At 69.0% G+C, this 26,036-nt stretch carries 19 protein-coding genes and 5 pseudogenes; 12 read left to right on the top strand and 12 right to left on the bottom strand.

What is annotated here, in order from left to right:
• Positions 1-232: 232 nt before the first annotated feature.
• The 3 genes from KIF24_RS24095 (at position 233) to KIF24_RS24085 (ending at position 1,621) form a co-directional block, all read left to right on the top strand.
• A complete protein-coding gene (locus tag KIF24_RS24095; protein ID WP_221085965.1) occupies positions 233-733 on the top strand; it encodes a GNAT family N-acetyltransferase in 501 nt (166 codons plus the stop codon).
• 181 nt (positions 734-914) lie between these two features.
• The gene (locus tag KIF24_RS24090; protein WP_221085964.1) at positions 915-1,307 is read left to right on the top strand and encodes a type II toxin-antitoxin system RelE/ParE family toxin; all 393 of its coding nucleotides are present in this window, start codon (positions 915-917) and stop codon (positions 1,305-1,307) included.
• Complete coding sequence (locus KIF24_RS24085; protein ID WP_093401373.1) at positions 1,307-1,621, top strand: transcriptional regulator; 315 nt, start codon at positions 1,307-1,309, stop codon at positions 1,619-1,621. The genes KIF24_RS24090 and KIF24_RS24085 overlap by 1 nt, the downstream gene beginning before the upstream one ends.
• A gap of 359 nt (positions 1,622-1,980) precedes the next feature.
• Here KIF24_RS24085 and glyS read toward each other — a convergent pair whose 3' ends face one another.
• Both glyS and KIF24_RS34165 read right to left on the bottom strand, forming a co-directional pair.
• A complete protein-coding gene (gene glyS / locus KIF24_RS24080) occupies positions 1,981-4,023 on the bottom strand; it encodes a glycine--tRNA ligase subunit beta (protein WP_331461394.1) in 2,043 nt (680 codons plus the stop codon).
• Between the two features lie 108 nt (positions 4,024-4,131).
• Positions 4,132-4,404, bottom strand: a pseudogene (locus tag KIF24_RS34165) (glycine--tRNA ligase subunit alpha); the annotation flags it as partial.
• A 126-nt stretch (positions 4,405-4,530) separates the two neighbouring features.
• On the opposite strand from KIF24_RS34165, the gene KIF24_RS24075 reads away from it, so the two are divergent.
• Positions 4,531-5,958 (top strand): IS1380 family transposase, encoded by a 1,428-nt coding sequence (locus KIF24_RS24075; protein WP_221085963.1) that lies wholly within the window; start codon positions 4,531-4,533, stop codon positions 5,956-5,958.
• 145 nt (positions 5,959-6,103) lie between these two features.
• Here KIF24_RS24075 and KIF24_RS24070 read toward each other — a convergent pair.
• A pseudogene (locus KIF24_RS24070) lies at positions 6,104-6,679 on the bottom strand (glycine--tRNA ligase subunit alpha); the annotation flags it as partial.
• Between the two features lie 290 nt (positions 6,680-6,969).
• Here KIF24_RS24070 and KIF24_RS24065 point away from each other — a divergent pair.
• Positions 6,970-7,326: a hypothetical protein gene (locus tag KIF24_RS24065; protein ID WP_221085962.1), complete on the top strand. Its 357-nt coding sequence runs from the start codon at positions 6,970-6,972 to the stop codon at positions 7,324-7,326.
• Positions 7,327-7,864: 538 nt separating this feature from the next.
• On the opposite strand, the gene KIF24_RS24060 is transcribed toward KIF24_RS24065, so the two are convergent.
• Positions 7,865-8,350, bottom strand: coding sequence for a MarR family winged helix-turn-helix transcriptional regulator (locus tag KIF24_RS24060; protein ID WP_221085961.1), 486 nt, complete (start codon positions 8,348-8,350; stop codon positions 7,865-7,867).
• A gap of 85 nt (positions 8,351-8,435) precedes the next feature.
• Here KIF24_RS24060 and KIF24_RS24055 point away from each other — a divergent pair, with 85 nt between their 5' ends.
• Complete coding sequence (locus tag KIF24_RS24055; protein WP_221085960.1) at positions 8,436-9,083, top strand: maleylpyruvate isomerase family mycothiol-dependent enzyme; 648 nt, start codon at positions 8,436-8,438, stop codon at positions 9,081-9,083.
• Between the two features lie 199 nt (positions 9,084-9,282).
• On the opposite strand, the gene KIF24_RS24050 is transcribed toward KIF24_RS24055, so the two are convergent.
• Complete coding sequence (locus KIF24_RS24050; protein ID WP_221085959.1) at positions 9,283-9,645, bottom strand: hypothetical protein; 363 nt, start codon at positions 9,643-9,645, stop codon at positions 9,283-9,285.
• A gap of 694 nt (positions 9,646-10,339) precedes the next feature.
• The gene (locus tag KIF24_RS24045; RefSeq protein WP_221085958.1) at positions 10,340-10,966 is read right to left on the bottom strand and encodes a TetR/AcrR family transcriptional regulator; all 627 of its coding nucleotides are present in this window, start codon (positions 10,964-10,966) and stop codon (positions 10,340-10,342) included.
• A 166-nt stretch (positions 10,967-11,132) separates the two neighbouring features.
• On the opposite strand from KIF24_RS24045, the gene KIF24_RS24040 reads away from it, so the two are divergent.
• Positions 11,133-11,819 carry an SDR family NAD(P)-dependent oxidoreductase gene (locus tag KIF24_RS24040; protein WP_221085957.1) on the top strand — a complete coding sequence of 229 codons (687 nt, stop codon included), beginning with the start codon at positions 11,133-11,135 and terminating at the stop codon, positions 11,817-11,819.
• 695 nt (positions 11,820-12,514) lie between these two features.
• Complete coding sequence (locus KIF24_RS24035) at positions 12,515-13,201, top strand: MOSC domain-containing protein (RefSeq protein WP_221085956.1); 687 nt, start codon at positions 12,515-12,517, stop codon at positions 13,199-13,201.
• Between the two features lie 95 nt (positions 13,202-13,296).
• Here the strand turns inward: KIF24_RS24035 and KIF24_RS35190 are convergent.
• The 3 genes and pseudogenes from KIF24_RS35190 to KIF24_RS24025 form a co-directional block, all read right to left on the bottom strand.
• Positions 13,297-13,410, bottom strand: a pseudogene (locus tag KIF24_RS35190) (transposase); the annotation flags it as partial.
• 189 nt (positions 13,411-13,599) lie between these two features.
• Positions 13,600-13,917 carry a transposase gene (locus KIF24_RS24030; RefSeq protein WP_221085955.1) on the bottom strand — a complete coding sequence of 106 codons (318 nt, stop codon included), beginning with the start codon at positions 13,915-13,917 and terminating at the stop codon, positions 13,600-13,602.
• 104 nt (positions 13,918-14,021) lie between these two features.
• Entirely contained in the window at positions 14,022-16,013 is a 1,992-nt protein-coding gene (locus KIF24_RS24025) for an acyl-CoA dehydrogenase family protein (RefSeq protein WP_221085954.1), read from the bottom strand.
• 161 nt (positions 16,014-16,174) lie between these two features.
• On the opposite strand from KIF24_RS24025, the gene KIF24_RS24020 reads away from it, so the two are divergent.
• Positions 16,175-16,705, top strand: a complete 531-nt coding sequence (locus KIF24_RS24020; protein WP_331461393.1) for a TetR/AcrR family transcriptional regulator — start codon at positions 16,175-16,177, stop codon at positions 16,703-16,705.
• Between the two features lie 166 nt (positions 16,706-16,871).
• A complete protein-coding gene (locus KIF24_RS24015; protein WP_221085952.1) occupies positions 16,872-20,243 on the top strand; it encodes an endo-1,4-beta-xylanase in 3,372 nt (1,123 codons plus the stop codon).
• A 108-nt stretch (positions 20,244-20,351) separates the two neighbouring features.
• On the opposite strand, the gene KIF24_RS24010 is transcribed toward KIF24_RS24015, so the two are convergent.
• A complete protein-coding gene (locus KIF24_RS24010; RefSeq protein ID WP_221085951.1) occupies positions 20,352-21,188 on the bottom strand; it encodes a helix-turn-helix transcriptional regulator in 837 nt (278 codons plus the stop codon).
• Between KIF24_RS24010 and KIF24_RS24005 the strand changes: the two are divergent.
• Positions 21,187-22,895: pseudogene (locus tag KIF24_RS24005) on the top strand (aldehyde dehydrogenase family protein). The gene KIF24_RS24010 and the pseudogene KIF24_RS24005 overlap by 2 nt on opposite strands.
• A gap of 44 nt (positions 22,896-22,939) precedes the next feature.
• Here the strand turns inward: KIF24_RS24005 and KIF24_RS24000 are convergent.
• A pseudogene (locus KIF24_RS24000) lies at positions 22,940-23,617 on the bottom strand (NAD(P)-dependent oxidoreductase).
• Positions 23,618-23,737: 120 nt separating this feature from the next.
• The gene (gene mgrA / locus KIF24_RS23995; RefSeq protein ID WP_221087525.1) at positions 23,738-24,733 is read right to left on the bottom strand and encodes an L-glyceraldehyde 3-phosphate reductase; all 996 of its coding nucleotides are present in this window, start codon (positions 24,731-24,733) and stop codon (positions 23,738-23,740) included.
• Between the two features lie 200 nt (positions 24,734-24,933).
• Between mgrA and KIF24_RS23990 the strand changes: the two genes are divergently transcribed.
• Positions 24,934-25,902 carry an aldo/keto reductase gene (locus tag KIF24_RS23990; RefSeq protein WP_221085950.1) on the top strand — a complete coding sequence of 323 codons (969 nt, stop codon included), beginning with the start codon at positions 24,934-24,936 and terminating at the stop codon, positions 25,900-25,902.
• The last annotated feature ends 134 nt before the right edge of the window (positions 25,903-26,036 follow it).

Below are 26,036 nucleotides of genomic sequence, written 5' to 3'. Positions count from 1 at the left end.
GCACTTCACCTGCGTGTTTGCGGATGTACCGCACCAGGGCAGGGTTCAAGTTGGGTCCCTTCAGGGCCACCATTGAACGCGATCATGCTGCCGACCTGCGCGTTTGCGGTTCGCATGGTAGGCGTAGCAGCCGAATTTGTACAGTAAGTCTATATTGCCTGGTATTGGCGGCGACGCAACTGTCCTGACCCGCGGCCGCGCGGCGAGCGTCGCGTCGTGTTGGATGGGAGGGGTGGAGACCCTTCGCGTCGAGTTCTTGGAGGAAGCCGATCGCCCGGCAATGTGTCGGATGCTCGAGGACTCTGGCGATGTAGCGCTCAACGTGCTGTTGCGCTACAGGCGTCCGAGCAGCCTCTACACGACGTTCGTGGCAGTGCGAGGTGACGCGATCGAGGGGATGCTGACCGGATCGTTTGATTCCAACGTCGCTGAGAGCGGGGCGTTCGAGTCGTACGAGTTGCCAGTCGCACCGCACGCCTTCCTTGATCGGATTCATGTGCACTCGGCGGTGCGGCACGCGGGTGTCGGCGGTGCCTTGATCGCGGCGTACGCGGCAGAAGCGGCCGAGCGTGGCTGCACCTTCGTCGCGGGCACAATCGACGTCTCATCGGATCCGGCGGCGAGGATGATGTTCTTCAAGCGGTGCGGCTTCCACGTCGTCGGTCAGGAGAACTTCGGTGCTCGGCCGGCTGATCTTCTCGGTGGGACGACTGGACGCAGGCGTCCTGTCTAAGGGATGTCTCGTAACTCGTGGAGGCGTTGCCGGGTAACGGTGCTGGGTGTCATCCGGTGAGGATGATGTTGTGGATGCGGGCGATGCCGGATGCGGTGTCGGTCAATGTGTGGGCGGCGCTCGACCTGCGCTTCTCGGTTCGCATGCTGCCTCAAGGTATAGGTCGAGCTATAGTTGACCCATGCCTCACGGCCCCGCCCGTCACTGGGCGATCAGAACGACCAGCGATGTCCGCGACTGGTTGCGCTCGCTCCGCCAGACCGATCCGGCGACGTACCGGTCGGTCAACGTAGCGATCGACATGCTCGCGGAGACCGGTCCGGGCCTAGGGCGTCCGTTGGTCGACACGCTCAGAGGGTCGAGCATCGGCAATCTCAAGGAGCTGCGACCGAGGTCTGGGCGGGACGTCGCGATCCGGGTTCTGTTCGTCTTTGATCCCTGGTCGCAGGCGGTGCTGTTGGTGGCTGGCAACAAGGCCGGAGACTGGTCTCGATGGTATGAGGAAGCGATCCCGGTCGCCGAGGTCGCCTACGAGGGCTGGCTCGCCTTTGAGAGGAAGCGGAGGGAGGGCTGATGAGCGACTTCCATGATTGGGACGACATCCGTGCCGAGTTGCACGACGGGGACGACGACGCGCTCGATGTGGAGCGCGCCCGCACGGAGGCATGGATCAGCGCGTTCCATCTGGCCGAGGAGCGTAAGCGTCTCGGGCTCACCCAGCGGCAGGTTGCCGAGCTGATGGGGGTCACCCCCGGCCGGGTCAGTCAAATCGAGAACGGCGATCTGGAGGCCAACGAGGTCGCGACTCTGAGTCGGTACGCCCGAGCACTGGGCGCCCGGATGCGGATCATTTTCGACTATGGCAGCGATCTCCGTCAGATCGCCTGATTCCGCCCCGGGCCTGTGAACCGCGCTCCTGACCTGCGCACCCGCAGCGGGAACGGGTCACCGGCGATAGTCGCTGGTTGGTTCGCATGGTGGTACCTCCGGCCCACCTAGCGTTATGCAGGTCAATCGGCATCAGTCATCGACTGATGCCGATTACTCTTGATCTCGTGGTCACAGCCGTGGTCACCCAGCGCCCCACACGGCACTTGAATGACCGGTGTTGAGAATTCGTCAGAAACGGCCTCTGGCCAGGAATCTTTCTACTGCTTCGGCTGCCGGGTGTTGTCGGGGCAAAATGTGGGGCGCAGAACCGTGTGGTACCTGGCCCCGTCAGCCGGGCAGGTTCCGCCGTCCGCTGGTCAGAGACGCAGGTGCGCCCAGTCGAGCACGCCGTTGCCCAGATCACGCACGGAGGCGAGCAGGCCCAGCCGGGCCGCGCGGACGTCCAGGTCGTCGGCCATGACGAACACCTCGGTGAAGAACTCCGATAGCGGGGTGACCAGTCCGGTCGTCACCGCCGCGAAACGGGTCAGGTCGGGGTCGTAAGCCGTGCCCCGCTGAGCCACGACGGACTGCACCGCCTGGTGCAACGCGACCTCGGCCGGCTCCTTCAGTAGCTCCTGGTCATACCTGGCCGGCGTGCCCTCGGGCACGATCCGGCGGGCCCGTTGAATCGCCTGCACGACCGCGGTGAAGCCAGGGTCCGTCGCAAGGGTGGCGAGCTGGGCGAGTAGGCGGTCGACCGTCGACGGGTGGGCAAAGTGCGGGAGAACGGCACGGACCCGGTCGACCTGGTGGCCATCCTCAAGCAGCACCTGCTCGAATCGCTTCGCCAGGAACTCGCCGGCGGCGCGTAGGACCTCGTCGCCGACCTCTACCGGCTGGCGGTCGCCGGCCGCGGCGAGGGCACCGGTCAAGCTCAGTCCGGCGAGTTGCGGGTGGGCCCGGTGCACCGCGAGCAGTCCCAGTACGGCACGGCGTACGGCGAACGGGTCGCTGCTGCCGGTGGGCAGCCCGACCGTGGCGGCCAGGCCGACGAACAGATCGAGCCGGTCGGCCAGCGACAGCAGCGCACCGGGCAGACTGGCCGGCAGGTCGTCGCCGGTGTTCCGGGGCAGCTCCGCCTCGTGGAGAGCCTGTGCGACTGCCTCGGGCTCGCCCGCGTTGAGCGCGTAGTCATGCGCCATCACGCCGGCCAGGCTCGTCATCTCGGTGACCATCTGCGACCCGAGGTCGAACTTCACCAAGCCGGCAGCCCGGACGAGGGTCGGCGACGACAGTGCGAGGTCCTCGGCCAGCGCCACGGCAAGTCCGCCGATGCGACCTGCCCGGTCGGCCATCGATCCCAGCTTGTCCGTGAACGTCAGCCGGTCGAGCCGCTCCCGCATCACGGCCGGCAAGAGCGCGCGGTCGGCCCGGTAGAAGAAGGCCGCGTCCTCGTAGCGCGCACGCAGCACCGCCTCGTTGCCGGCCCGGACCACATCCACGCTGACCGGGCCATTGGCAACGGTGACGAACATCGGCAGCAGCGCGCCGTCGGCGTCACGTACCGGCAGATAGCGTTGGTGCTTGCGCATGACCGTGGTGAGCACGGCGTCGGGCAGCGTCAGGTAGCTCTCATCGAACGTGCCCAACAGCGGGGTCGGCGCTTCGACCAGGTGGATGATCTGGTCGATCAGCGCCGCCTCGCCGGCGAAGTCGACCCGGCCCCGCGAGCGAACCAGTTCCTCGGTCCCGGCGACGATCAGTTCACGGCGTTCTTCCGGGTCAGCGACGATGCCGTTGTCCGCCAGCGTCGACAGAAACTCTTCGGCCGAGGCGATCTCGACGACGGGCTGGTCAGCGATTCGAAGGAGCCGGGTGCTGCGACCGGCGGCCATGGTGCCGGCCACGACCGGCACCAACTCGTCGCCCCAGAGCGCGGTCAGCCAGCGGATCGGCCGGCTGAAGGACAGCTGTGGATCGTTCCACCGCATGTTTTTCGACGCGCGCAGGCCCGTTACGGCCTTACTCAGCACGGTGGCGAGCACGTCGGGAGCGCTGCCACCGACCTGCTGCTTGGTCACCACCACGTGCCGTTGGCCGTTGAAGTCGGCCTCCTCAACCAGGTCGAGAGTGACGTTCTGGCCGCGTAGGAAGCCCTGTAGGGCCTTGGTCGGGGTGCCGGCGGCGTCGTAGGCCGCAGAGACGCGCGGGCCCCGGATGGTGTGCGCGTGGTCGCTCTCCCGCGTGGCGACCTGGTCCACAATGGCGAGCAGCCGGCGCGGAGTGGCGAGCAGCCGCACCTCACCGTGGGCGAGACGAGTAGCGGCAAGGCCATCGGTGAGCGCCTGGGCCAGATAGTCGCGTGCCGCACGGGCCTCGGACGGCGGCAGTTCCTCCGTGCCGATCTCGAAGATCACTGTCCGGGCCCGGTCGTTCGCCACGCGCGCTTCGCCCCCGGCGACCGGGGTGGCCGTGGGCAGTGGCGCAGCCTGCCCGAGCGGAAAGCCGAGTTCCTCGCGACGGGCTACCCACAGCTTGGCGACCTCGGCAGCCATCCGCCGCATCCGGGCGAACTCGGTCGCCCGTTCAGCCGTGGAAACGGCGCCGCGCGAGTCGAGCACGTTGAAGGTCTGCGAGCACTTCAACACGTACGTGTGGGCGGGAACCGGTAGCCCCGCGTCGATCAGCCGCTGCGCCTCGCGCGCGTACAGCTCAAGCAGCCGTCGGTTGGTGGCGATGTCCGCGTCGTCCAGGTAGTACCGCGACATCTCGTACTCGCCCTGACCGAACACCTCGCCGTAGCTGACCTCCCCTGTTCAGAGGGGGATTTGACTGATCGAGGTCAGTGAAAGAAAGGTGCACCTGACCTGCAAGGATGTGGGTGTCGAGTCCATGTCCACAGCAGAATCGGGTGCACCTTCCTGGTGAGTAAGGGTAGTGGGTGGGATCAGCGGCTGGTCGTCGGCTCGGGCGGGAAAGGGCTGGTCGGTCATGCGGGTGCGGTCCTGCTGCGGAAATGCGCTGATCGGACCGGTCTGACCAGCGGATTGAACAAGGTGCTGCCGCGCGGCAAGGGCCCTGGATGGTGGGATCGCGGCACGGTCCTGGTGTCGCTCGCGGTCGCGATCGTGCTCGGCGCCACGAGCATGTCCGACATCGCGCTGCTCGCCCATCAGGGCCTGGTCTTCGGTGATCCCCCGTCGGAGTCGACCGTCCGGCGAGCGTTGGCCGGCCTCGACGAGACCGCGTTGAAGCGGATCGGCAATGCGCGGGCGAAGGTCCGCGCCCACGTGTGGGCGCTGCTCGCCCGCCGCCCGCAGGGATTCCCGTGGCTGACCGTCGCGGGCAAACTCCTGACCGGGTGGGTGGTCATCGATCTGGATGCCACGCTGATCACCGCCCACAGCGACAAGCAGGGCGCGGCGGCCACCTTCAAGAAAGGCTATGGCTTCCACCCGCTCGGCGCGTGGTGTGCCAACACCGCGGAATGCCTGGCCATGCTGCTGCGGCCCGGCAACGCCGGATCGAACACGGTTGCTGATCACATCCGGGTCCTCGGCGACGCGATCACGCAACTCCCGGTCGCCTACCGGCGCAAGCTGCTGATCCGCGTCGACGGTGCCGGCGCCACCCACGAGCTCCTGGAACATCTTCAGCAGATGAACCGGGCGTGGCGCAGCGTGAAGTTCACCGTCGGCTGGACGATCACCACCGCCGACGAGACCGCGATCAACCAGATCCCCGCCGACGCCTGGAGCGACAGCCTGCACCAGGACGGCACCGCCACCAGCGACGCGCACGTCGCGGAACTGACCGGCCTCAACCCGCGCCTGCACGCCTGGACCGGCACACTACGGCTGCTCGTACGCCGGGTGAAACCCTCGGCCCGGCACGCCAAGAACCTCACCGACCTGGAGAAACGCACCGGCTGGCGCTACCAGATCGTGGCCACCAACATCACCCGTATCGCCGGCGTGCCCGGCTCGCACCAGCCGCAATGGCTCGACGCCCTACACCGTTCTCACGCCGGCGTGGAAGATCACGTCCGCGGCGCAAAGGCGATGGGCCTGCGCAACCTGCCCTCGAAAACGTGGACGGTCAACCGCGGCTGGGTCCTGACCGCCAACCTCGCCGCCGACCTGGCCTCCTGGACCAGACTGCTCGGCCTGCACGACCAGCCGGATCTCGCCGACGCCGAACCCGACACCCTGCGCTACCGGCTGCTGCACCTGCCCGGCAAAATCGCCGTCCACGCCCGCCGCCGTGTCCTGTCGATCCCCGAGACCTGGCCCTGGGCCGACGCGTTCACCCTCTGCTGGCAACGCCTCACCCAGCTACCACTGACCACCTGACCCCGACTCCCGCACCTACCAGCAGAAAGGCTGCCCTCCGAGGGCCGGAGACCTCGCGCTTCCACAGCGACACGTGGCAGTCCCACCCCCACTCGGGCCGGACAAAACGGTCAGCCGAAACGGTCAGGCAGGGGAGCAAAACCCTCTGACCGAACACCTCGCCGTAGCTGAGGCCTGGTGCGTACTCGATCTCCTTGAAATGACGCACACCCTGGAGCGCCATGATGATCCGCTCGATACCGTAGGTGATCTCCACTGCGACCGGATCAAGGTTGATACCGCCGGCCTGCTGCATGTAGGTGAACTGGCAGATCTCCAGACCGTCCAGCCACACCTCCCAGCCCAGGCCCCAGGCACCGAGCGCGGGGGACGCCCAGTTGTCCTCGACGAACCGCAGGTCGTGCGCGGCCAAGTCGATGCCGAGCGCGGCCAGGCTGCCCATGCAGAGTTCCTGCGGGTTGCCCGGATCCGGCTTGAGGATCACTTGAATCTGGGTGTGGGTCTGCAGGCGGTTGGGGTTCTCACCGTACCGGGAGTCGTCGGGCCGCACCGAGGGCTCGGTGTAGACCACCTTCCAGGGCTCCGGTCCAAGGACCCGCAGGAAGGTGGCGGGATTCAGCGTCCCCGCCCCGACCTCGGTGTTCATCGGCTGAACGGTCAGCAGGCCCTGCGCCGTCCAATAGGCGGTCAAGCGGGCCAATGCCTCCTGCATGGTGAGCATGCAGGTGAGCCTAGATGATGCTCTTTCGGGACGTTCGTTTGTCGTTGCGCCTGCCAATTGAGCCATAGTGGGGACGGCACGAAGCCTCCTACACCGGGTGTGGTCACATCGGTGGCCACAGGCCAAGATCAAATGGCCGTCGATGTGCCGGCGTGTCCGCTTGGTGCCCGGCGAGGTAGCTGGACGGGGTGCGAGTCGCACGGATCGAGGCAGGGAACACTCGTCCGAGGCGGCTAGGCTGGCCGCTGCCCTAGCCACCAGAACGCAGGCGGTGACTCCTCTTGCCTCTCGTGGGCGCCCTTGTCGTCGAGAGCCAGGCCCTGAACGCCACGATCGACGTGCCGTTGACGTTGCGGCGTATCCACCGCCTCCCCGCCTGGAGCGCCACCGGCGAGCAGCCCTCCCAGTGGACACTGATCGACTTCACCTGCCCCGACGACGTAGGCGACGAACTCGCCCGACAGTTCGCCGCCGCACTGTTCCCGGGACGCTGGTACGTCGACTACGCCACGGACAGCACCAGCTGGGTCGTGTTCGCCGGCCGCGTCTTCACCGATCCCCGAGGCGACGACACCGGGCGACAGGAAGCGATCACCTACGCCCGCGACGTCGGCGTGCCCGAGGCACAACTCGACTGGCCCCACTGACCAGAAACGACCAGATACCGGCTGGTACTTGCGGCGTCGGCTGAGGTGCCGTGTTGTCGCGGATGGCCTACGGCACCCGGTCTGGCTGCACGCCTACACCTGGACGAGGGCACGCGACAACCTCCGCGCTGCGACTGGCTGCGACGCAAGACGCTGTCAACGCCGGCCTTGTTGTTGTGCGACAGTGAAGATCACCACGGACGCGGCGTTCACCATGCCGACGACGATCCCGGCGAATCGGGCTGCCGGATCGGTGAGGTGTCGCTCGTCATCGGTGAGGTGCCGGGAATGCCGGTCCTTTGCGTTCCGCAACGGGCCTCGCACACACGGCGGGTGTTCGTCAGAACCGGTGCCTTTGTGGATCACGGACAAGCGATCTCGCCATCAACTGCGGTGCCGTGTCCCTCCTCCGTAGAAGCTGATCACTGCCGCTGGCATCCGGGCGGTGCACTGATCTAGCCGATGAGCGGATAAGTGATCACGGAAGCTGCGAGAGCAGGGATCCGGCGATGCGTCCCGCCTTCCTGGCCTACGGTTGTCAACCGTTGGGTCCGCCCTCAGGCTTTTGTCGCTGCGGGGCTTCGGGCGGGTATAGGTGCGGGTCGGCGTTAGAGGCCAGCTCCCACAGTGCCCCACGGAGTGCCCGCATTCGTCGAACGCCCAGGACAGCCTGCCAGTCGGCCTCGATCCGCGCTTCCTCGGCGATGGCGACGGGCAACACGCCGTGGCCGCGTGCTGTCAGCTGGATCAGTCGTGCTCGCCCGTCGGAGGGATCTGGCACCCGCTCCACGTAGCCGGCCGCCTCGAGACCGTTGACCAGGGCGAGGGCGGTCTGTTTCGGGATCCGGGCGCGGTCGGCGAGGACGACCAGCCTGGTGCCGTCCAGGTCGATGCCCGCCAGCAGCCGGGCCTGCGCCCGGGTGATGTCGGCGTAGCCGGCCTCGGCGACTGCGGCGACGATGCGGTCCTCGGCCGACCGGAAGCCGATGAACATCAGCCAGCCGGACGAGATCTCGCGTTCCATCACAGACCTTCCAGGTAGTCCCGATCAGGACCAGTTTTTAGTACCATCATCGTACTAGATTCGGTCGGATGAAGGGATCGGACCCATGGGCGACACCGAGGTCTGGTCGGCCGTCGACCGGCGACGCCGCGCTATCGTGGATCTCTTGACGGGTCTGGCACCGGAGGAGTGGGACACCCCCTCGCTGTGCGAGGGGTGGACGGTCAGAGACGTCGCGGCGCACCTGACGATGCCGCTGCTGAGCATGCCGCAGCTGGCACTACTCGCCATCCGGCATCCAGGCGGGACCAACCGCCTCATCCGGGAGGGCTCGATTGACCTCGCCCGACGCCACGACTCCGGGCAGCTGCTGCACAGGCTCGACCTGCTGGTCGGACGGCACCGCGCGTTTCCCGGCCTGACCTGCCGCGAGTCGCTCATCGACGCCGTCGGCCACACCTTCGACATGGCCATCCCGCTAGGCCGCGAGATCCGCGTCCCCGCCGCCGAGGTGGCCGAAGCCGCCGACAGGGTGATCTCCTACCGCGGCCGCGGGAACGCGAAAGTCTTCCGCTCGCTGCCGCTGGCGACGTTCCGGCTCACCGCAACCGACCACGCCTGGTCCACCGGAAACGGCGCCCAGGTGACAGGCACCATGACCGACCTGTTCCTCCTGCTCACCGGACGCACCGTGCGGATCGGGCACCTGCACGGCCCCGGCGCGGACGAACTACGTCAGGTCGTCACCACCTGATCCCGTGCCCGCCGCCGGACATCCGCCACACCGCGCCGACACCCACCGAAAGCCCTCTCAACCGAACCGGCACGCCCACGTGACGAGGGCATCCCAGGCACGTCGTGAACCCGCGCAAGTGCCGCATAGCGTCGCCCCTCGCTGCCGCACGAACATGCCGCCGACTGCGCGGGTGTGGAAGCGGTCAGTACAGCGGTGATCAGTACAGTACTTCGACGTATCTGATCTCGTCGTGGACCACGTCGAGGATGGGGTGGCTCGGCCATGGTGCATCGAGGCAGACGTTGCGGTGGCCGTCGCCGTAGGCACCATCCGGCTTCGGCGCGGTGCGGAAGCTCCGGCAGAAGTCGTCCCTGCAACCGCACGTCTGCACGACTCGCAGTCGCCCAACCTGCTCCGCCAGCGGTTCCTCGCCTTCGGCCCTGAGCGCCGCGGCGAGTTCGGCGGTGAAGACCGGCCACCTCGTAGAGAGCGACGGCGCGGCAGCCTCGTGCGCCGCGAGCTGCTCAGAGGTCCTGGCGAACGCGCGCCCGCAACCGGCGGGAAGGCGTGCGACCACCATAGCGACGGCCTCACCCGCCGTGGTTGCCGACCGACGGTCTCCTCGAACCGCTGGGTCCGCAGCACAACGAGGCGGATCATGCTGCCTGGATGTCGAGCATCGAGCACATCCGCACCACGCCGGGTTGCCCGGACGGCGACTGACCACCACCCAGCGGCATGTCGCTCGAGGAGAATCTCTCCGATCTGCGCCGTCATGCTGACGACTTCAGCAGTGGCAAAGGGTTCACCTTCACCGTCCTCGACACGATCGACGACGACGTCATCGATTGCGTCTACCTATACCCTCCAGCCTCCGAGGAGTACGACGTGACAGCCCAGTCCTGGGTACGGGCCGACAGGCAAACCTCGACGTGCCGCTCGCCACCGCCGTCGCGAACTGGACCGCCACCGGCTGGCCATGGAAGCGTCTAGACCAATGCGGACGTTCAAGACCCGATTTGACAGGCGGATGGCAGTCTCGTGCGGATTGCCTTCTACCGGGCTGGGTCAGCCGTAACGCCCAGCAGCGCACATCACCCAACGGTCTACCGAATCTGCCGCTGTCTGGGCTGGTGGCCGATCAAGAGCAGTCACCACGCGGCTCGAAATGCGGTCGTGCAGGCCCCCGCGGCGAGCGCAGCGGTGAGAGCCTGGCCGGCATGACTGACCTCGACGTCAAGGCGACTCTTCATCGGTACCTGCGGCGTCGGAACTCAGGGCTGCAGCGGCGGTCGAGACTGGGGAGCGAGGGCTCGAAGGGCGATGTCGATGGAGGCGTGGAGGTCTTCGCGGCTCGCGCCGGCGGCGGCGTGGACGGCGTGGCCCTCGCTGAGCGCCATCACGAATCGCGCCAGGGCCCGGGCATCCATGCCCTGCGGGAGGTCTTCTTCCTGTGCCGCTAGGGACAGTCGTTTTTCGAGGGCGGACTCGGTGGCGGCCCGGCCTGCGGCCAGGATTTCAGATATGCGGTTGTTCTCCGGCGAGCAGGCCAGACCTCCCTGGATGGAGAGGCAGCCTGCGGGGTGATCATCGGCGGTGAGGCCGTCGGCGCTGGAGCGCAGGAAAGCTTCGATGGCGGCATGTGCGGTGGGCTGATCGAGTGCCGTGCGAGCGTTGGCCACCTGCGTCTCGTGGTAGCGGGCGAAGGCGCGTCGGAAAAGCTGCTCTTTGCTGCCGAACGTGGCGTACAGGCTCGGGCGGTTGATGCCCATCGCGCTGGTGAGGGCGCTCAGCGACGCGCCCTCGTAGCCGTAGCGCCAGAAGACCTCGGTGGCGCGGTGGAGGACCGTCTCCTCGTCGAAGGCTCTCGGTCGTCCGGTGCGAGGCGTCTCGATGCCCATGAGAACGAGTCTACCGATCGGTACGGTACGTGGCCCGACTTGTCGACCGATCAGTACAAAACCTGCTATCGTGGCTGAGTAACCGAGCGGTACAAAAGGTGCCGCGCTCGCGTAACCGGTCGCCCTGCCGATGGTTCGCGACGGTCCGCGTACCTAGAGGAGACTCATGACCGTCACCTTGATCACCGGCGCGAACAAAGGCATCGGTTTCGAGACAGCCAGACAGCTTCACGAACTGGGTCACCGCGTGTACGTCGGCGCACGCGACGCCGAACGGGGCGAGGAGGCCGCAGCGGCGCTAGGTGCACGATTCGTGCAGCTGGATGTTACCGACGACGCGTCGGTGAGCGATGCGCTGGCGACGATCGACTCCACCGAGGGTCGACTCGACGTACTGGTGAACAACGCGGGCATCCTAAGTGCCGGAGCCATGGACGGGCCTGCAGCCCTGCGCGTGTTCGACACGAATGCCGTGGGAATCGTCCGAGTCACGGAGGCGGCCCTGCCTCTGCTGAAAAAGTCCTCAAATCCCACGGTGGTCACCCTTTCGAGCAGCATGGGTTCCTTCTGGGCGGTGACCAATCCCGACCGGCCGGAGTTCAACATGCCGCTAGCGCTCTACGCGGCATCCAAGTCGGCAGCCACCATGCTCAGCGTCCAGTACGCCAAATCCCATCCAGGGATCAAGTTCAACGCACTAGAACCCGGCACCACCGCCACCGACATGACCGCCGCCTTCGGAGTCGGAAGATCAGTAACGGAAAGCGCCAAGACAGTCGTACGCCTCGCCACGCTCGACCCGGACGGCCCAACCGGGACGTTCACCGACGAGTTCGGGCACTTGAGCTGGTAGGCGTAAAGGACATCTGACGACCGGGAACGGTTTGCGTAGCTGGTACCTGCGCTCCGTCACGCAATTCAACGCCCACAAGTTCGGCGGGTAACAGAGACGACCTCGTCCCCATCCAGAAGCGAGACGTCGATGCCGATCCCGATCCTCCATGCAAGGCCGAGGAACTGCTGTTCGATCGTGACCGCAAGTACAAGACCAATCCGCGTCCGCTCGCACCCATGTCGAGCGGGGGAAAGCGGCGGCATCCGGATCTGCGGCGATGGGCTCGTCATTCATGGTGAGCCGGTCTCCAGTGTCGAGCGACGTTCCGTCAACGCACTCGTTCTCTTCGTTGCATGACCGTCAGGTGTCGCCGGCCTCGTGCTGGTTCGCGTCCTAAAGCGGATACTGCGAAGTCGTACCGGGCCACGACGTTCCGCTGCGGCGCGCAGCTCTGGATGGGGATGGCCGTCTCTGCGACAGGGGGTGTTGCCGACCGGGATCGGGCATGCGAGAGTGAGCCCACTCGCCTGCTGGCGCGGCTGTCATGCCGCTTGTCGGCGGGGCCGGGTGGAGAGGCGCTGCGACGGACGGTGTCCGCCACGCTCCACTTCGGTGTGACCTCAAGGGCGCCTCCGACTCTGGAGGTGGCTGTGACCGTTGTTGATGCAGGACCAGATGGGTCGAGTGGCGAGCGCCGTCGGCTGCTGGGTCGGGTGGCGGGGCTGTGGCGTTTCCCGGTCAAGTCCATGGGCCCGGAAGGGCTGCGTGAGGTTCATGCCTCCTGGCACGGCCTGGCTGGTGACCGTCGGTGGGCATTCATCCGCGATGGTCAGGTCCGCAGCGGTACTCCCTGGCTGACGATCTCCCGGCGTCCGGACATGGTGCGGTACCAGCCGTGGTTCGTGGAACCGGACCGACCCGACGCGTCGTGCACCCTGGTGCGTACGCCGTCCGGTGAGACGTTCGACGTGGTCGATCCAGCGCTGGCGGACGAGCTGGGCGACGGCATCCGGGTGATCAAGCAGGACCGCGGGATCTTCGATGCCATGCCGTTGTCGGTTATCACGACCCAGTCCGTCGCCGGCGTCAGCGCGTTGGTCGGTACGGAACTCGATGTCCTGCGCTTCCGCCCGAACCTGGTCATCGATGCGGCTGATCGAACGGCCTTCCCCGAGGACGCCTGGGTCGGCCGTGTGCTGTGCGTGGGTCGGATGCGGATGCGTGTTGATGCGCGCGACCAGCGTTGTGCAGTCGTCAACGTCAATCCCGCGACCGCGGTGCGTGATCCGACCGTTTTGCGGGCGGTCGCCCGGCATCGCCAGGTATCCCTCGGTGTCTACGGCACAACCGTCGAACCCGGCCATATCGCAGTCGGAGACTCGGTCCACATCGATGACTGACCGCGACGTGGATACCTGCCGGCCGACGACCAGGCGGTAGTACACGTCGAGGACGAACGCGGCGTAGACCCGGCCCACACTCGTGCGCACGTGGGTCAGGTCGGCGACCCACAGCTGGTTCGGGCCGGCTGCGGTGAAGTCCCGTTCGACCAGGTCAGTACGCCTTGGCGGTGTAGCTCGTGCCAGATCTTGCGGGCGCCGTAGACACCATAGGTTCTCTTGGTGGATCCGCTCGATCAGCGCGGTCAGCTCCTCATCGCGTCGGGAGCGGACGCGGGCGGGGCGGGTCTTGGCGGCGTAGTAGGTCGACGGTGCGATCTGCGCCGCCGTGTCTTCAAGCGCCCGCAAGACCGACTGGACACCGTGGTGCTCCCGCTGGGAGTCGACGAACTCGATTTTCATCGCGACGGACGGTCCGGTTCCGCGGCGAAGAAAGAGGCCGCGGAGCGCAGGATCTGGTTCGCCCGCCGCAACTCGCGATTCTCCCCTTCCAGCGCGGCGAGGCGTTCGGCGTCGCTGCTGGCGATGCCGTGGCGCTCACCGGCGTCGGTCTCGGCCTTCTTCACCCACGTGCGCAACGCTTCCGGATGAACCCCGAGCTGCCCGGCGATCCGCCGGATCGCGCCGACCGCGCTGGCTGGATCCCGGCGGGCCTCGACCGCCAACCGGGTAGCGCGTTCACGCAGCTCGTCGTTGTACTTCTTCGGTGCGGGCATTGCTGGTGTTCATCCCAGGTTTCGATGTCTCCATCAAACCCGGTGCGGAACACGGACGCACGTGCGACGGGTGACCCGCAAGGCCGGCGAGGAGTCGGAGTCGCCTACGCCGGGACTGCCTGCGCAGCAGCGGCGCCGTCCTCGGCCGCCATGGCCTCCTGCCGGCCGGGTTCCTCGCGCAGCATGGCGCAGTGCAGCCAGGTGTCCGGGACGGCGAAGCCGTCCACGAGCGTCCGCATCTCCGGGCGCAACTCCTTGAGCAGGTCGTTCACCACCGCGGTGATCGCCTTGGAGCGGGCCGGCGTGAGTCGGGCGTGTTCCAGGAACCACCCCTTGTTGGCCTCGATGACGCTGAGCGCGTAGAGGTCACAGACGCGGGAGAGCAGCGCCTGGACGGCCGGGTCCGCGGTGCTCTCGATGGCGGCGACGAACGCCTCCAGGGTGACCCGGTCGGTGTGCGCCGTGGCGACCGTGAGGACATGGTCCTGGACGTCGTTGAAGATGTCGAACGGGCGGTCCTTCTTGACCGTCGCACCGTTGCGCAGGCGGCGGATCGCGCCGTCGAGGAGATGGTTCTCGCGGTCCTCGAACGCCTTGAGTTGCCAGCCGCGGTCGGTGACGGCGACCTCGTCGTCGCGGCCGGGCACGGCACTCACCAACTGCTGGATGACCGACCGCGCGGCGGTGCGTTCGAGCACCATCTCGCGGACCTGTTCGGCGACGAAGGAGGCCCGCCCCCAGCCGTCCAGTGAGCCGAAGCCGTCCCGGTAGCCGGTGAGCAGCCCCTTGGCCACCAGCTGTAGCAGCACCGTGTTGTCGCCCTCGAAGGTCGTGAAGACGTCGGTGTCGGCCTTGAGGCTGGGCAGCCGGTTCTCGGCCAGGTAGCCGGCGCCGCCGCACGCCTCGCGGCACATCTGGATGGTGCGGGTGGCGTGCCAGGTCTGCGCGGCCTTGAGACCGGCGGCCCGGGACTCCAGCTCGCGCTGCCGGTGCTCGTCGAGCGGGCCGTCGCCGCCCTGCACCGCGCTGAGCGCGGCGACCAGTTCGGCCTGGGCGAAGTGGAGCGCGTACGTGGTGGCCAGGGCCGGCAGCAGCTTGCGCTGGTGGGCCAGGTAGTCGTTGAGCGGTACCTCGCGATCGGTGTCGGGCGCGCTGAACTGGCGGCGGATGTCGCCGTAGCGGACCGCGATGGTCAGCGCCGACTTGGTGGCCGCCGACGCGGCGCCGCCCACGCTGACCCTGCCGCGGACCAGGGTGCCGAGCATGGTGAAGAAGCGCCGGGAGTCGTTCTCGATCGGGCTGGAGTACGTGCCGTCCGGCGCGACCTGACCGTACCGGTCGAGCAGCATGTCCCGCGGCACCCGTACGTGGTCGAAGGTGAGCCGTCCGTTGTCCACGCCGAGCAGGCCGGCCTTGGGCCCGGCGTCGCCGATGGTCACGCCGGGCATCGGGTTGCCCTGCGCGTCGCGGATCGGCACCAGCCAGGCGTGTACGCCGTGCCGCCGTCCCCTGGTGGTCAATTGCGCGAAGACCACCGCCATCCGCCCGTCCCGGGCCGCGTTGCCGATGTAGTCCTTGCGGGCCGCCTCGTGCGGGGTGTGCAGGTCGAAGGTCTGCGTCTGCGGGTCGTACGTGCAGGTGGTGCGCAGCTGCTGGACGTCGGAGCCGTGACCGGTCTCGGTCATCGCGAAGCAGCCGAAGGTCCTGGCGGCGATGATGTCCCGAAGATGGGCGTCGTGGTGCCGCCGGGTGCCGAGGGCCATCACGGCACCGCCGAACAGGCCCCACTGCACGCCCGCCTTGACCATCAGCGACATATCGACCTGTGCCAGCATCTCGCTGGCGACGATCGAACCGCCGACGTCGGATCTGCCGCCGTACTCGGTGGGGAAGGCCGATGCGACACCCAGCTCGACGGGGAGTTGGGTGAGCAGCCTGGTGATCCGCTCACGTGCCTGGTCGCCGGTCTCGCCGTACACGGGAAGGAAGCGCGTGTCGAGGTGGTCCCGGTGCGCCTTGCGGACCTCGGCCCACGACCCGTCGAGCACTTCCCGCAGGCGGGCGGGGTCGACGGGGCCGGGCGCTTGACTGGGCATGGCTACCTCGCGGGGACGATTGTGGGTACAGCTCGTACCCAATCAAGGGTACCGAGCCGCTACAGTGGCCGGGTGAGCGACACGGCGATGAATCGGGACACCATCGCCGCCCGCCGCGCCGGCGGCGCCCCCACGAGCGGGCCCGGCGACGACAGTTGATCGTGGAAGCCGCCGCCCGCGCGATCGAGGAACACGGCACCGACACCGGGCTGGGCACGGTGGCCGACCGGGCCGGGCTCCCCAGGCCGCACGTCTACCGCCACTTCACCAGCAGGGACGACCTCGACCAGGCCGTCGCCCGGCACGCGGCACGCCTGCTGAGCGCGTGGATCCGCCCGTCGCTGTCGGCCCCGGGCGCGCCGCCCGAGGTGGTGCACGGCGTCATCGGCCAGGTGTTGAGCTGGGCCGTGGACCATCCGAACCTCTACCGCTTCCGGGCGCGCCTCGGCAGCACGCAGGCCGTCCCCGAGCTCACCGAGGCGGCCGAGGCCAACCTGCGCGCCGCCGGATACGAGGCGCACCTGCCCGCGTACGTGGTCGCCAGCGTCGTCGGCATGGTCGACGCCGGCATCGTCTGGTGGTTCGACCACCAGGACGAGGTCGGCCTGGACCAGCTGAACGACTGGCTCGCGGCCCAGGTCTGGCGGGTCGTCGCCGAGGTGGAGTTCCAGGTGCGGTCGGCCTCCGCCTGACCGAGCCGGCCGCCCTGGCGGTGGTGCTCCGGCGCGGGCAGGCCGCCGACTTCCGGAAGTCCTGGCCACCGCGCTGGTCTCGGCATAGCATGCACGCGCTTGGATCCCCGGAGGAGTGGATGCCAGGCAGACCCCACCACCGCCGCATTCGCGTAAGGGACCACCGATGCGCCTCTGGAATTCTTCCCATCGATCACGACGCCGGTCGCGAACCCTCGCCGTACTCTGTTCGAGCCTGCTCGTCGCGGCCGTCACCGCGGCACCCACCCCGGCAGTCGCCGCGGAGGTCGTCCTGTCCAACGACTTCGAGTCCGGCTCGTACGCCCCGTGGGGGCCACGTGGTGACGTGACGCTCGCCATCGCCGACGAGGGCCACGAGAGCGACAGCAGCCTGTCCGTCACCGGCCGCACCGCCAACTGGCAGGGCCCGGCGACGAGCGCGACCGCACTGTTCCAACCCGGTACGCCGTACACGGTCACCGCCTGGGTGAAGCTGCCGGCCGGCACCGAGGGGACCGCGGGTGTGCACTTCACCGTCGAGGCGACACCGGCCGCCGGTGGCGACAACACCTACACCTGGATCGGCGGCGACGTGCCCACCAGCGCGGACGGCTGGGTCCAGATCGGCGGCGACTACGTGCTGCCCGAAGGGCTCAGCTCCGCCACCGTCTACGTCGAGGCGGCGGAGGACATCCCGTTCCTCGTCGACAACATCCTGATCACCGGGCCGGACGGTGGCGGTGGCGGGCCGGAACCGGGCACCGTCGTCATCGACACCGACTTCGAGGACGGGCTCGACGGCTGGAGCCCGCGCGACAGCGGCCCGGGTGCCCCCACGGTCGAGATCACCGATGTCGCGCACGGCGGCGAGGCCGCCGCGCTGGTCACCGACCGGATCAACCAGGGTGCCGGCATCGGTCGTGACGTGTCCGGTCTCTTCGAGGCGGGGGTGACCTACGAGTTCGGTGCCTGGCTGCGGTTCGCCGAGGGCCAGCCGACCGACCAGATCTGGCTCAGCCTGGCCAGCACCGCCGACGGCAGCCAGTCGTTCAGCACCCTCGCCCAGTTCGAGACCGTCACCAGCACCGGGTGGACGGAGGTGACCGCCCGCTTCACCATGCCGGTGGCGGACAGCGCGCTGCTCTACTTCGAGACCCGCTGGCAGGGTGCGGACGTGGCCGGCAACACCAGCGACTTCCTCATCGACGACATCGTCGTACGGGTGCCCGAGCAGCCGGTCATCGAGGACCTCACCGGCATCCACGAGACCACCGAGTTCCCGGTCGGCGTGGCGATCGACAGCCGGGAGACGGTGGGCGGTGCGGCCGAGCTGCTGACCCGGCACTTCAACCAGATCACGGCAGAGAACCACATGAAGCCCGAGGCGTGGTACGACGACGAGGGCGCCTTCCGCCCGCACGAGCAGGCGCTCGCGCTGATGGACTTCGCCCGGGACAACGACCTGCGCGTCTACGGCCACGTGCTGGTCTGGCACAGCCAGACCCCGGCCTGGTTCTTCCAGGACTCGGCGGGTGAGCCGCTGACCACGTCCGCGACACACCAGCAGCTGCTGCGCGACCGGCTGCGGACCCACATCTTCGACGTCGCCGGGTCGCTGAGCGAGCGGTACGGCGCGTTCGGCTCCGCCACCAACCCGCTGTACGCCTTCGACGCGGTCAACGAGGTGGTAAGCGACAGCGGAGAGCACGCCGACGGTCTGCGCCGCAGCGAGTGGTACCGGATCCTCGGGGAGAGCTTCATCGACCTGACGTTCGAGTACGCGGACGAGGCGTTCAACGACGTCCACGCGGTCGAGGGCAGCGACCCGGTCACCCTGTTCATCAACGACTACAACACCGAGCAGAGTGGCAAGCAGGCCCGCTACCGGGCGCTCGTCGATCGGCTGCTCGCACGTGGCGTGCCGGTCGACGGGGTGGGCCACCAGTTCCACGTCTCGCTGGCCACGCCGGTCGGCAGCCTGGAGGCCGCGCTGGAGGCGTTCGTCGACCTGCCGGTGACCCAGGCCGTCACCGAACTCGACGTCACCACGGGCACCCCGGTCACCCAGGCGAACCTGATCGAGCAGGGCTACTACTACCGGGACGCCTTCCGGATCTTCCGGGCGCATACCGACGACCTGCTGGCCGTGACGGTGTGGGGCCTCACCGACGGCCGCTCGTGGCGGTCGGGCAACGGCGCACCGCTGCTGTTCGACGACACCCTGCGGGCCAAGCCCGCCTACCACGGGGCGGTGGACGGCGAACTGCCCGCCCGGCTGCGTACCGCCAACGTCTTCGCCGGTGACGTCGCCCTCACCGCCGGCGCACCGACGGATCCGACCTGGCGCAAGCTCCCGCTGCATCCGGTGGAGGACACGGCCCGGTTCCAGCTGCGCTGGGCCCCGGAGCAGCTGACCGGCTACGTCACGGTCACCGACGCCACGGTCTCCGCCGACGACCGGGTGAGCTTCGTCCTGGACGGCGAGACGTACCAGGTCTCCCGCGACGGCGGCGGTGACGTGCCGGCCGTCGCGGCCGAGCGGGACGGTGGCTACCACCTGGTCGCCCACCTGCCGCTGACCGGTGCCGCCGAGGGCGCCACGCCCACCCTGGACGTGCAGGTCAGCGACAACGGCGCCACGTCCGGTTGGAACACCCCGGGAGCGGTCGGCACCCTCACCCTGGTCGAGGAACTGTCCTACCTGGAGGTGCGGGAGACCGCCGGCGCGCCGGTCATCGACGGCGCGGTCGACACCGGCTGGGCCCACGCCACCGCGGTGACCACGACCAAGGAGGTCTCCGGCACCGACGGCGCGATCGGAAAGTTCCGTACCCTCTGGCGGGACCAGACGCTCTACGTGCTGGCCGAGGTCACCGACCCGGTGGTGGACGTCTCCGGTTCCGATCCGTGGACCCAGGACTCGGTCGAGATCTACGTCGACGCCGGCAACGCCAAGAACGGCGCCTACCGCTACGACGACACCCAGATCCGGATCAACGCCGACAACGTCGTCTCGTTCGGCACCGGTGACGAGGCGTTCCAGGCGGGCCGGTTGGACAGCGCGGTCGTGCGCACCGAGACGGGCTACACCGTCGAGGCGGCGATCAGCCTGCTCGAATACGGTGGCCTCGACACGTTCCACGGCCTGGACTTCCAGGTCAACGACGCGTCGGACGGCGCCCGTACGGCGATCCGCAACTGGGCCGAGCAGAACGGCGTGGGTTACCAGAGCACCGCCCGGTGGGGCGTCGGCCGGCTGGTGCAGGGCTCGAACGTGGACGTCACGCTGGCCAGGTTCACCGAGTGGAACTCCGACAGCGGCGGCGGCTACTGCGCCACCATCACCGCTACCAACAACAGCGACAAGCCCGTCGAGTGGACCGCCATCGTCGATCTGGACGGCGACATCTACACCGCGTGGAACTTCGAACGGGAACACCTCACCGACGGCGGCTACCAGATCGGTGGCGTGGACTGGAACCGGACCCTGGCACCGGGCGCCCGCACCTTCAGCATCGGCTACTGCGCCAACCGGTGACACCCGCGTGGCCGGCCACCGCCCGTGACGGGCGGTGGCCGGCCACCGGTCAGGTCCGCTGCTCCGTCCGGTCGGAATCCTGATCAGGGGTCGCCCGGGACTGCGGGGTCAGAGCTGCTGGCCGGCGACGACCGAGAGGAGCTGGAGCTTCTCGTGGCTCTCGGTGCCCGGGGTCGCGGTGAAGACCTGCAACAACTGCGACTGGTCGGGGTCGACGAGGACCTGGCAGTGCAGTTCGAGGAGCCCGAGCTGCGGATGCTGGATCCGCTTCGGCGCGCAGTACGGGCCGGTCACCGGATGTTCGCCCCACAACTCGACGAACTCCGGGCTGCCGGTGAGCAGCGCGTCGACGATCTCCGCTGCCCGGGAGTGCCGCCCGTCCCTGGTGTACGCGCGATGCAGGTCTGCGGCGACGAGTCGGCTGTGCCGGGCATGGTCCGGTTCGGGATGGATGCGCCGGGTGTCCGGATCGGTGAACCAGCGGTAGTGCAGGCTGCGGGCGAGGCCGGTGTAGGCGGTTTCGTCGCCGAGCAGCGCACTTGCCAGCCGGGTCTGCGCCAGCGTCTCGCCGAGGTCGCTCACCACCTGGGCGGCGGCGTCGCCGAGGCCGTCGAAGACGCGCATCATCCCGGGGTTGAGGTGGTCGTTGCGGCGCACCCGCTGCGGCGTGGGGTATCCGCCGAGCCGGAACAGGTGGTCCCGCTCCGCCAGGGACAGCCGCAGCCCGCGGGCGATCGAGGCGAGCATCTGCTCGGAGGGGTGCGGCCCGCGCTGCTGCTCGATCCGGCTGTAGTAGTCGGTCGACATGTCGCTGAGCGCGGCGACCTCCTCGCGCCGTAGCCCGCCGGTGCGCCGCCGCCGCTGCCCACGGGGCAGCCCGACGTCCTCCGGCTGTAGCGCCTCGCGCCGGGTCCGGAGGAACTCGGCCAGTCGTACGCGGTCCATGGCGACTCCTTCCGCCTCCTGGTCGCCGATGCGCCTGCGGCCGTGCCGTGGGTCGCACCCTCCGGTCAACACGCGCCGGCTCGGGACTGTTTCCGGGGTCCGGCCCGGCAGCATGCCGCGACCTCCCCGTCGCCGTGACCGCCGGTCGCCACCCTGGCATCGACCGGCGGTGGTCAGCCATGTTCCGGTTGTCCGGGGATCGGGGGCGGCCGGCGGGGCCGGCTGTCCAGGGATCGGTTGTGCCTGGCTGAGGCGCCGTGAGCAGCCAAGACTCGGATCCATGACTACCGACACCCACACACCCACCGGACACTGGATCAACGGCGAGGTGGTCCCCGCCGGATCCGCCGACACCACCAGCGTCGTCAACCCGGCGACCGGGGAGATCGTCGCCGAGGTACCGGCCGGCACCACCGCCGACGTCGACCGTGCCGTCGCCGCCGCCCGGGCCGCCTTCCCCGGCTGGGCGGCCACCCGCCCGCCGAGCGGGCCGCCGTGCTGCGGCGCATCGGCGCGGGCCTGCGGGCCCGGGGCGAGGAGATCGCCGCCGCGATCACCGCCGAGATGGGCTCCCCCCTGACCATGTCCCGGGCCGCTCAGGTCGGCTTCCCGGTCGCCGTCGTCGAGTCGTTCGCCACGTTGGCCGATGACTTCGCCTGGACCGAGGAGGTGGGGACATCGCTGGTCGTGCGCGAGCCGATCGGCGTGGTCGGCGCGATCACGCCGTGGAACTTCCCGTTGCAGCAGGTCGTGTCGAAGCTGGCTCCCGCGCTGGTCGCCGGTGACACCATGGTCTTCAAGCCGTCCGAGGTGGCGCCGCTGACCGCGCGGATCCTCGCCGAGGTCACGGCCGAGGCGGGCCTGCCGGCCGGGGTCTTCAACGTGGTGTACGGCACCGGAGCGGTGGTCGGCGAGGCCATCTCCGCGCACCCGGACATCGACATGGTCTCCTTCACCGGCTCCACCCGGGCCGGCCGGCGCATCTCCGCCGTGGCCGCCGAGACGGTCAAGCGGGTCGCGCTCGAACTCGGCGGCAAGGGCGCCAACGTGGTCCTTGACGACGCGGATCTGCCCAGGGCGGTCGAGACCGGCGTGATGATGGCGTTCGCCAACGGCGGACAGGTCTGCGGAGCCTGGCCCCGGATGCTCGTACCGGCGTCGCGGCACGACGAGATCGTGGCGCTGGTGGTGGCCACCGCCAGGCAGTACACCGTCGGCGAGCCGACCGACGAGGCGACCCGGATCGGCCCGATGGCCTCCGAGGCGCACCGGGCGAAGGTCGACGGCTACATCCGGCGCGGCGTCGCCGACGGGGCGAGGCTGGTGTTCGGTGGCCCCGGCCGGCCGGAGGGGCTGGAGAAGGGCGCCTATGTCCGGCCCACCGTCTTCGCCAACGTCGACCCGAACTCGGTGATCGCCCAGGAGGAGATCTTCGGGCCGGTCCTGACGATCATCCCGTACCTCGACGAGGACGAGGCGGTCGAGATCGCCAACGGCACCCCGTACGGCCTCACCGGCGGCGTCTTCGGTGAGCCCGAGCACGCCCTCGCCGTGGCCAGGCGGCTGCGCGCCGGCCAGGTCGACGTCAACGCCGGCCAGTGGAACCCGTACGCCCCGTTCGGCGGCTACAAGCAGTCGGGCAACGGCCGCGAGTTCGGCCGCCAGGGTCTTGAGGAGTTCCTGGAGACCAAGTCCATCCAGCGCTGACGGCCGTCCCGGTTCCGGCGGCGAGGGAACGGCCGTCCCGCCGGTCAGCAGACGCGGGCGGGGCCGGTGACGACGCCGGGGCCGGTGCGGTCGACGGCGGTGAGGTTGGCGACGGTGGTGGCGGCGATGTTGTGCAGGCCGTCCTCGGTGAAGAACGCCTGATGCCCGGTGACCAGCACGTTGGGAAAGGTGGTGAGCCGGGCGAAGTCGTCGTCGCTGAGGATCCGTTCGGAGCGGTCCTCGAAGAACAGGTCGTCCTCCTCCTCGTACACGTCGAGACCCAGATAGCCGATCCGTCCGCTCTTCAGCCCGTCGATCACGGCCCGGGTGTCGATCAGCGCCCCCGGCCAGTGTTGATCAGCATGACGCCGTCGCGGAGCAGGCCGATCCGCTCGGCGTCGATCAGGTGCCGGGTCTCCGGCGTGAGCGGGCAGTGCAGGGTGACGACGTGCGACTCGGCGAGCAGCCGTTCCAGCGGGACGTACTCGGCCCCGGCGGCGGTCGCCGCGTCGCTCGGGTACGGGTCGCTGGCCAGCACCCGACAGCCGAAGCCGGCCATGATCTGGGCGACGCAGACACCGATCCGTCCGGTGCCGACGATGCCGAGCGGTCTGCGCGGTGAGCCGGGCCTCCAGGAAGGTGAGTTCGTGACCCGTCGCGGCGTTGGCCGCGGTGAGGAACTCCCGGTCGTACGGCTTCGTGCTGAACACCGCCACTCGCATCGGCCACCTCCGCCCCTCACGCTACGGCGGGCTGCCGGGCGGGGGCAGGGTCTTGCGTCCTGTCCGCCGACCGCCGTCGACCCGGACCGCGCCTCGCCCGGTGGGACGCCTCGGTCGCCGTCAGCCCAACTGGACGTCGATCTCGGCCAGGTCCTCGGCGGTCAGGTCGAGGCCCTCCACGGCGGCGATGTTCGCCTCCAACTGGGAGACACTGCTGGCGCCGATGATCAGGCTGGTCATCCGGGGGTCCCGCAACGCCCAGGCGAGCGCGAGCTGCGCCAGGGACTGCCCACGCCGCTCGGCGACGGCGGCCAGGGCCCGGATCGTCGCCAGCCGCTGCGAGCTGACGTCGTTCTCCGAGAGGAAGACGCTGGTGCGCACCCGGGAGTCGGCGGGGATGCCGTCGAGGTATCGGTCGGTGAGCAGGCCCTGGGCCAGCGGGCTGTACGCGATGCAGCCCGCTCCGACGCGCTCCAGCGTGTCGAGCAGGCCGTCCTCCTCCGTCCAGCGGTTGAACATGGAGTAGGCGGGTTGGTTGATCAGCAGCGGCGTACCCAGGTCGCGAAGGATCGCCGCGGCCCGCTGGGTCTGCTCGGAGTTGTAGTTGGAGATGCCGACGTAGAGCGCCTTGCCGGATCGGACGGCGGCGTCCAGGGCACCCATCGTCTCCTCCAGCGGCGTGTCCGGGTCGTACCGGTGGCTGTAGAAGATGTCCACGTAGTCCAGGCCGAGCCGACGCAGTGACTGGTCGAGCGAGGAGACCAGGTTCTTGCGGGAGCCCCACTCGCCGTACGGGCCGGGCCACATCAGATAGCCGGCCTTGCTGGAGATGATCAGCTCGTCCCGGTACGGCCCGAGGTCACCGGCCAGCATCCGGCCGAAGTTCTCCTCGGCGGCACCGGGCGGTGGCCCGTAGTTGTTGGCCAGGTCGAAGTGGGTGACGCCGAGATCGAAGGCGCGCCGGACGATGTCCCGCTGGCGCTCGAAGGGACGATCCGGCCCGAAGTTGTGCCACAGTCCGAGCGAGATCGCCGGCAGGCGCAGCCCGCTGGCTCCGCTGCGCCGGTAGGGCATCTGGTCGTAACGCGTGTCGTCGGCGAGGTAGGTCACGATCATGACCATAGCCCGAGGCCGGACGCGCGACACCCGTCCGGGCCGGACGCCCGGCGCGGTCGAACTGGACGTCACCGTGACTCGTCACCCCTTGACCCTTGCCCGCAGGGAGGATGGTGGCGACACCGGCGTGGGTCACGGATAGTCGCGGTCGCGCAGCGGATCGGCGGTCGTCGTGGTCTGCGGCGGGTAGCGTCGACGGCATGCGCTACGTGCGGCTCGACACCCCGAAACCCCTGTCCAAGATCGGCCTCGGTACCTGGCAGTTCGGTTCGCGCGAGTGGGGCTACGGCCCTGACTACGAGCGGTTGGCGGCGGACATCGTCCGACGCGCGGTCGAGCTGGGCGTCACCGTCTTCGACACCGCCGAGTTGTACGGCTTCGGCCGCAGCGAACGGATCCTGGGCGCGGCACTGGCCGCCGACCGGGACAAGGTGACCGTGGCCACCAAGATCTTCCCGGTGCTGCCGGTGGCGTCGGTGGTGCAGCAGCGGGCGGTCGCCTCGGCGGCCCGGCTCGGCGTCAGCAGCATCGACCTCTACCAGTTGCACCATCACAACCCCGTGGTCGGCGACCACCGGACCATGCGGGGCATGCGGGCGTTGCAGGACGTCGGCCTGGTCGGCGAGGTGGGGGTGAGCAACTACAGCCTGCGCCGCTGGCAGGTGGCCGAGGCCGCGTTGGGTCGGCGGGTGCTGAGCAACCAGGTTCGCTACAGCATGCTCGACCGCAAACCGGAGGAGAATCTGCTGCCGTACGCGGAGCAGGCCGGCCGGTTGGTCATCGCGTACAGTCCGCTGGCGCAGGGGTTCCTCTCCGGGCGGTACGACGCCGACCATCCGCCGGTCGGCGCGGTGCGCCGGGCCAACCCGCACTTCCTGCCGGAGAACCTGGAACGCGGCGCCGCGTTGATCGAGACACTGCGTCAGGTGGCCGCCGCGCACGATGCCACGCCGAGCCAGATCGCCCTGGCGTACGTGCTGCGCCACCCGAACGTGGTGGCCATTCCCGGTGCGTCGAGCGTGGCGCAGGTGGAGCGCAACGCCGCCGCCGCGGAGATCGACCTTACCGAGGACGAGTACGCCGCCCTGGTCAACGCGGCGCGGGCCTTCCGTCCGGTCACCGGCCTGGCCGCCGTGCCGGAGTTCGTCCGGGCCCGAATGGGACGGTGACGGGCCGGAGAATGTCCACCGCACCGCTGGGGCGTTGAACCGGGTGACCCGCCCGAATTCCTGCGTTGCGTGATGCCGCTACGATGGCCCGGTTCGTTGGCGGGTTCGGCGGTAGGGGCGGGCTCTGGTCCGGC

This window comes from Micromonospora tarapacensis, from assembly GCF_019697375.1.
Lineage (GTDB): Bacteria > Actinomycetota > Actinomycetes > Mycobacteriales > Micromonosporaceae > Micromonospora > Micromonospora tarapacensis.
Note: the sequence above shows the minus strand (reverse complement) of the source record. Positions and strands in the feature narration are given on the sequence as shown.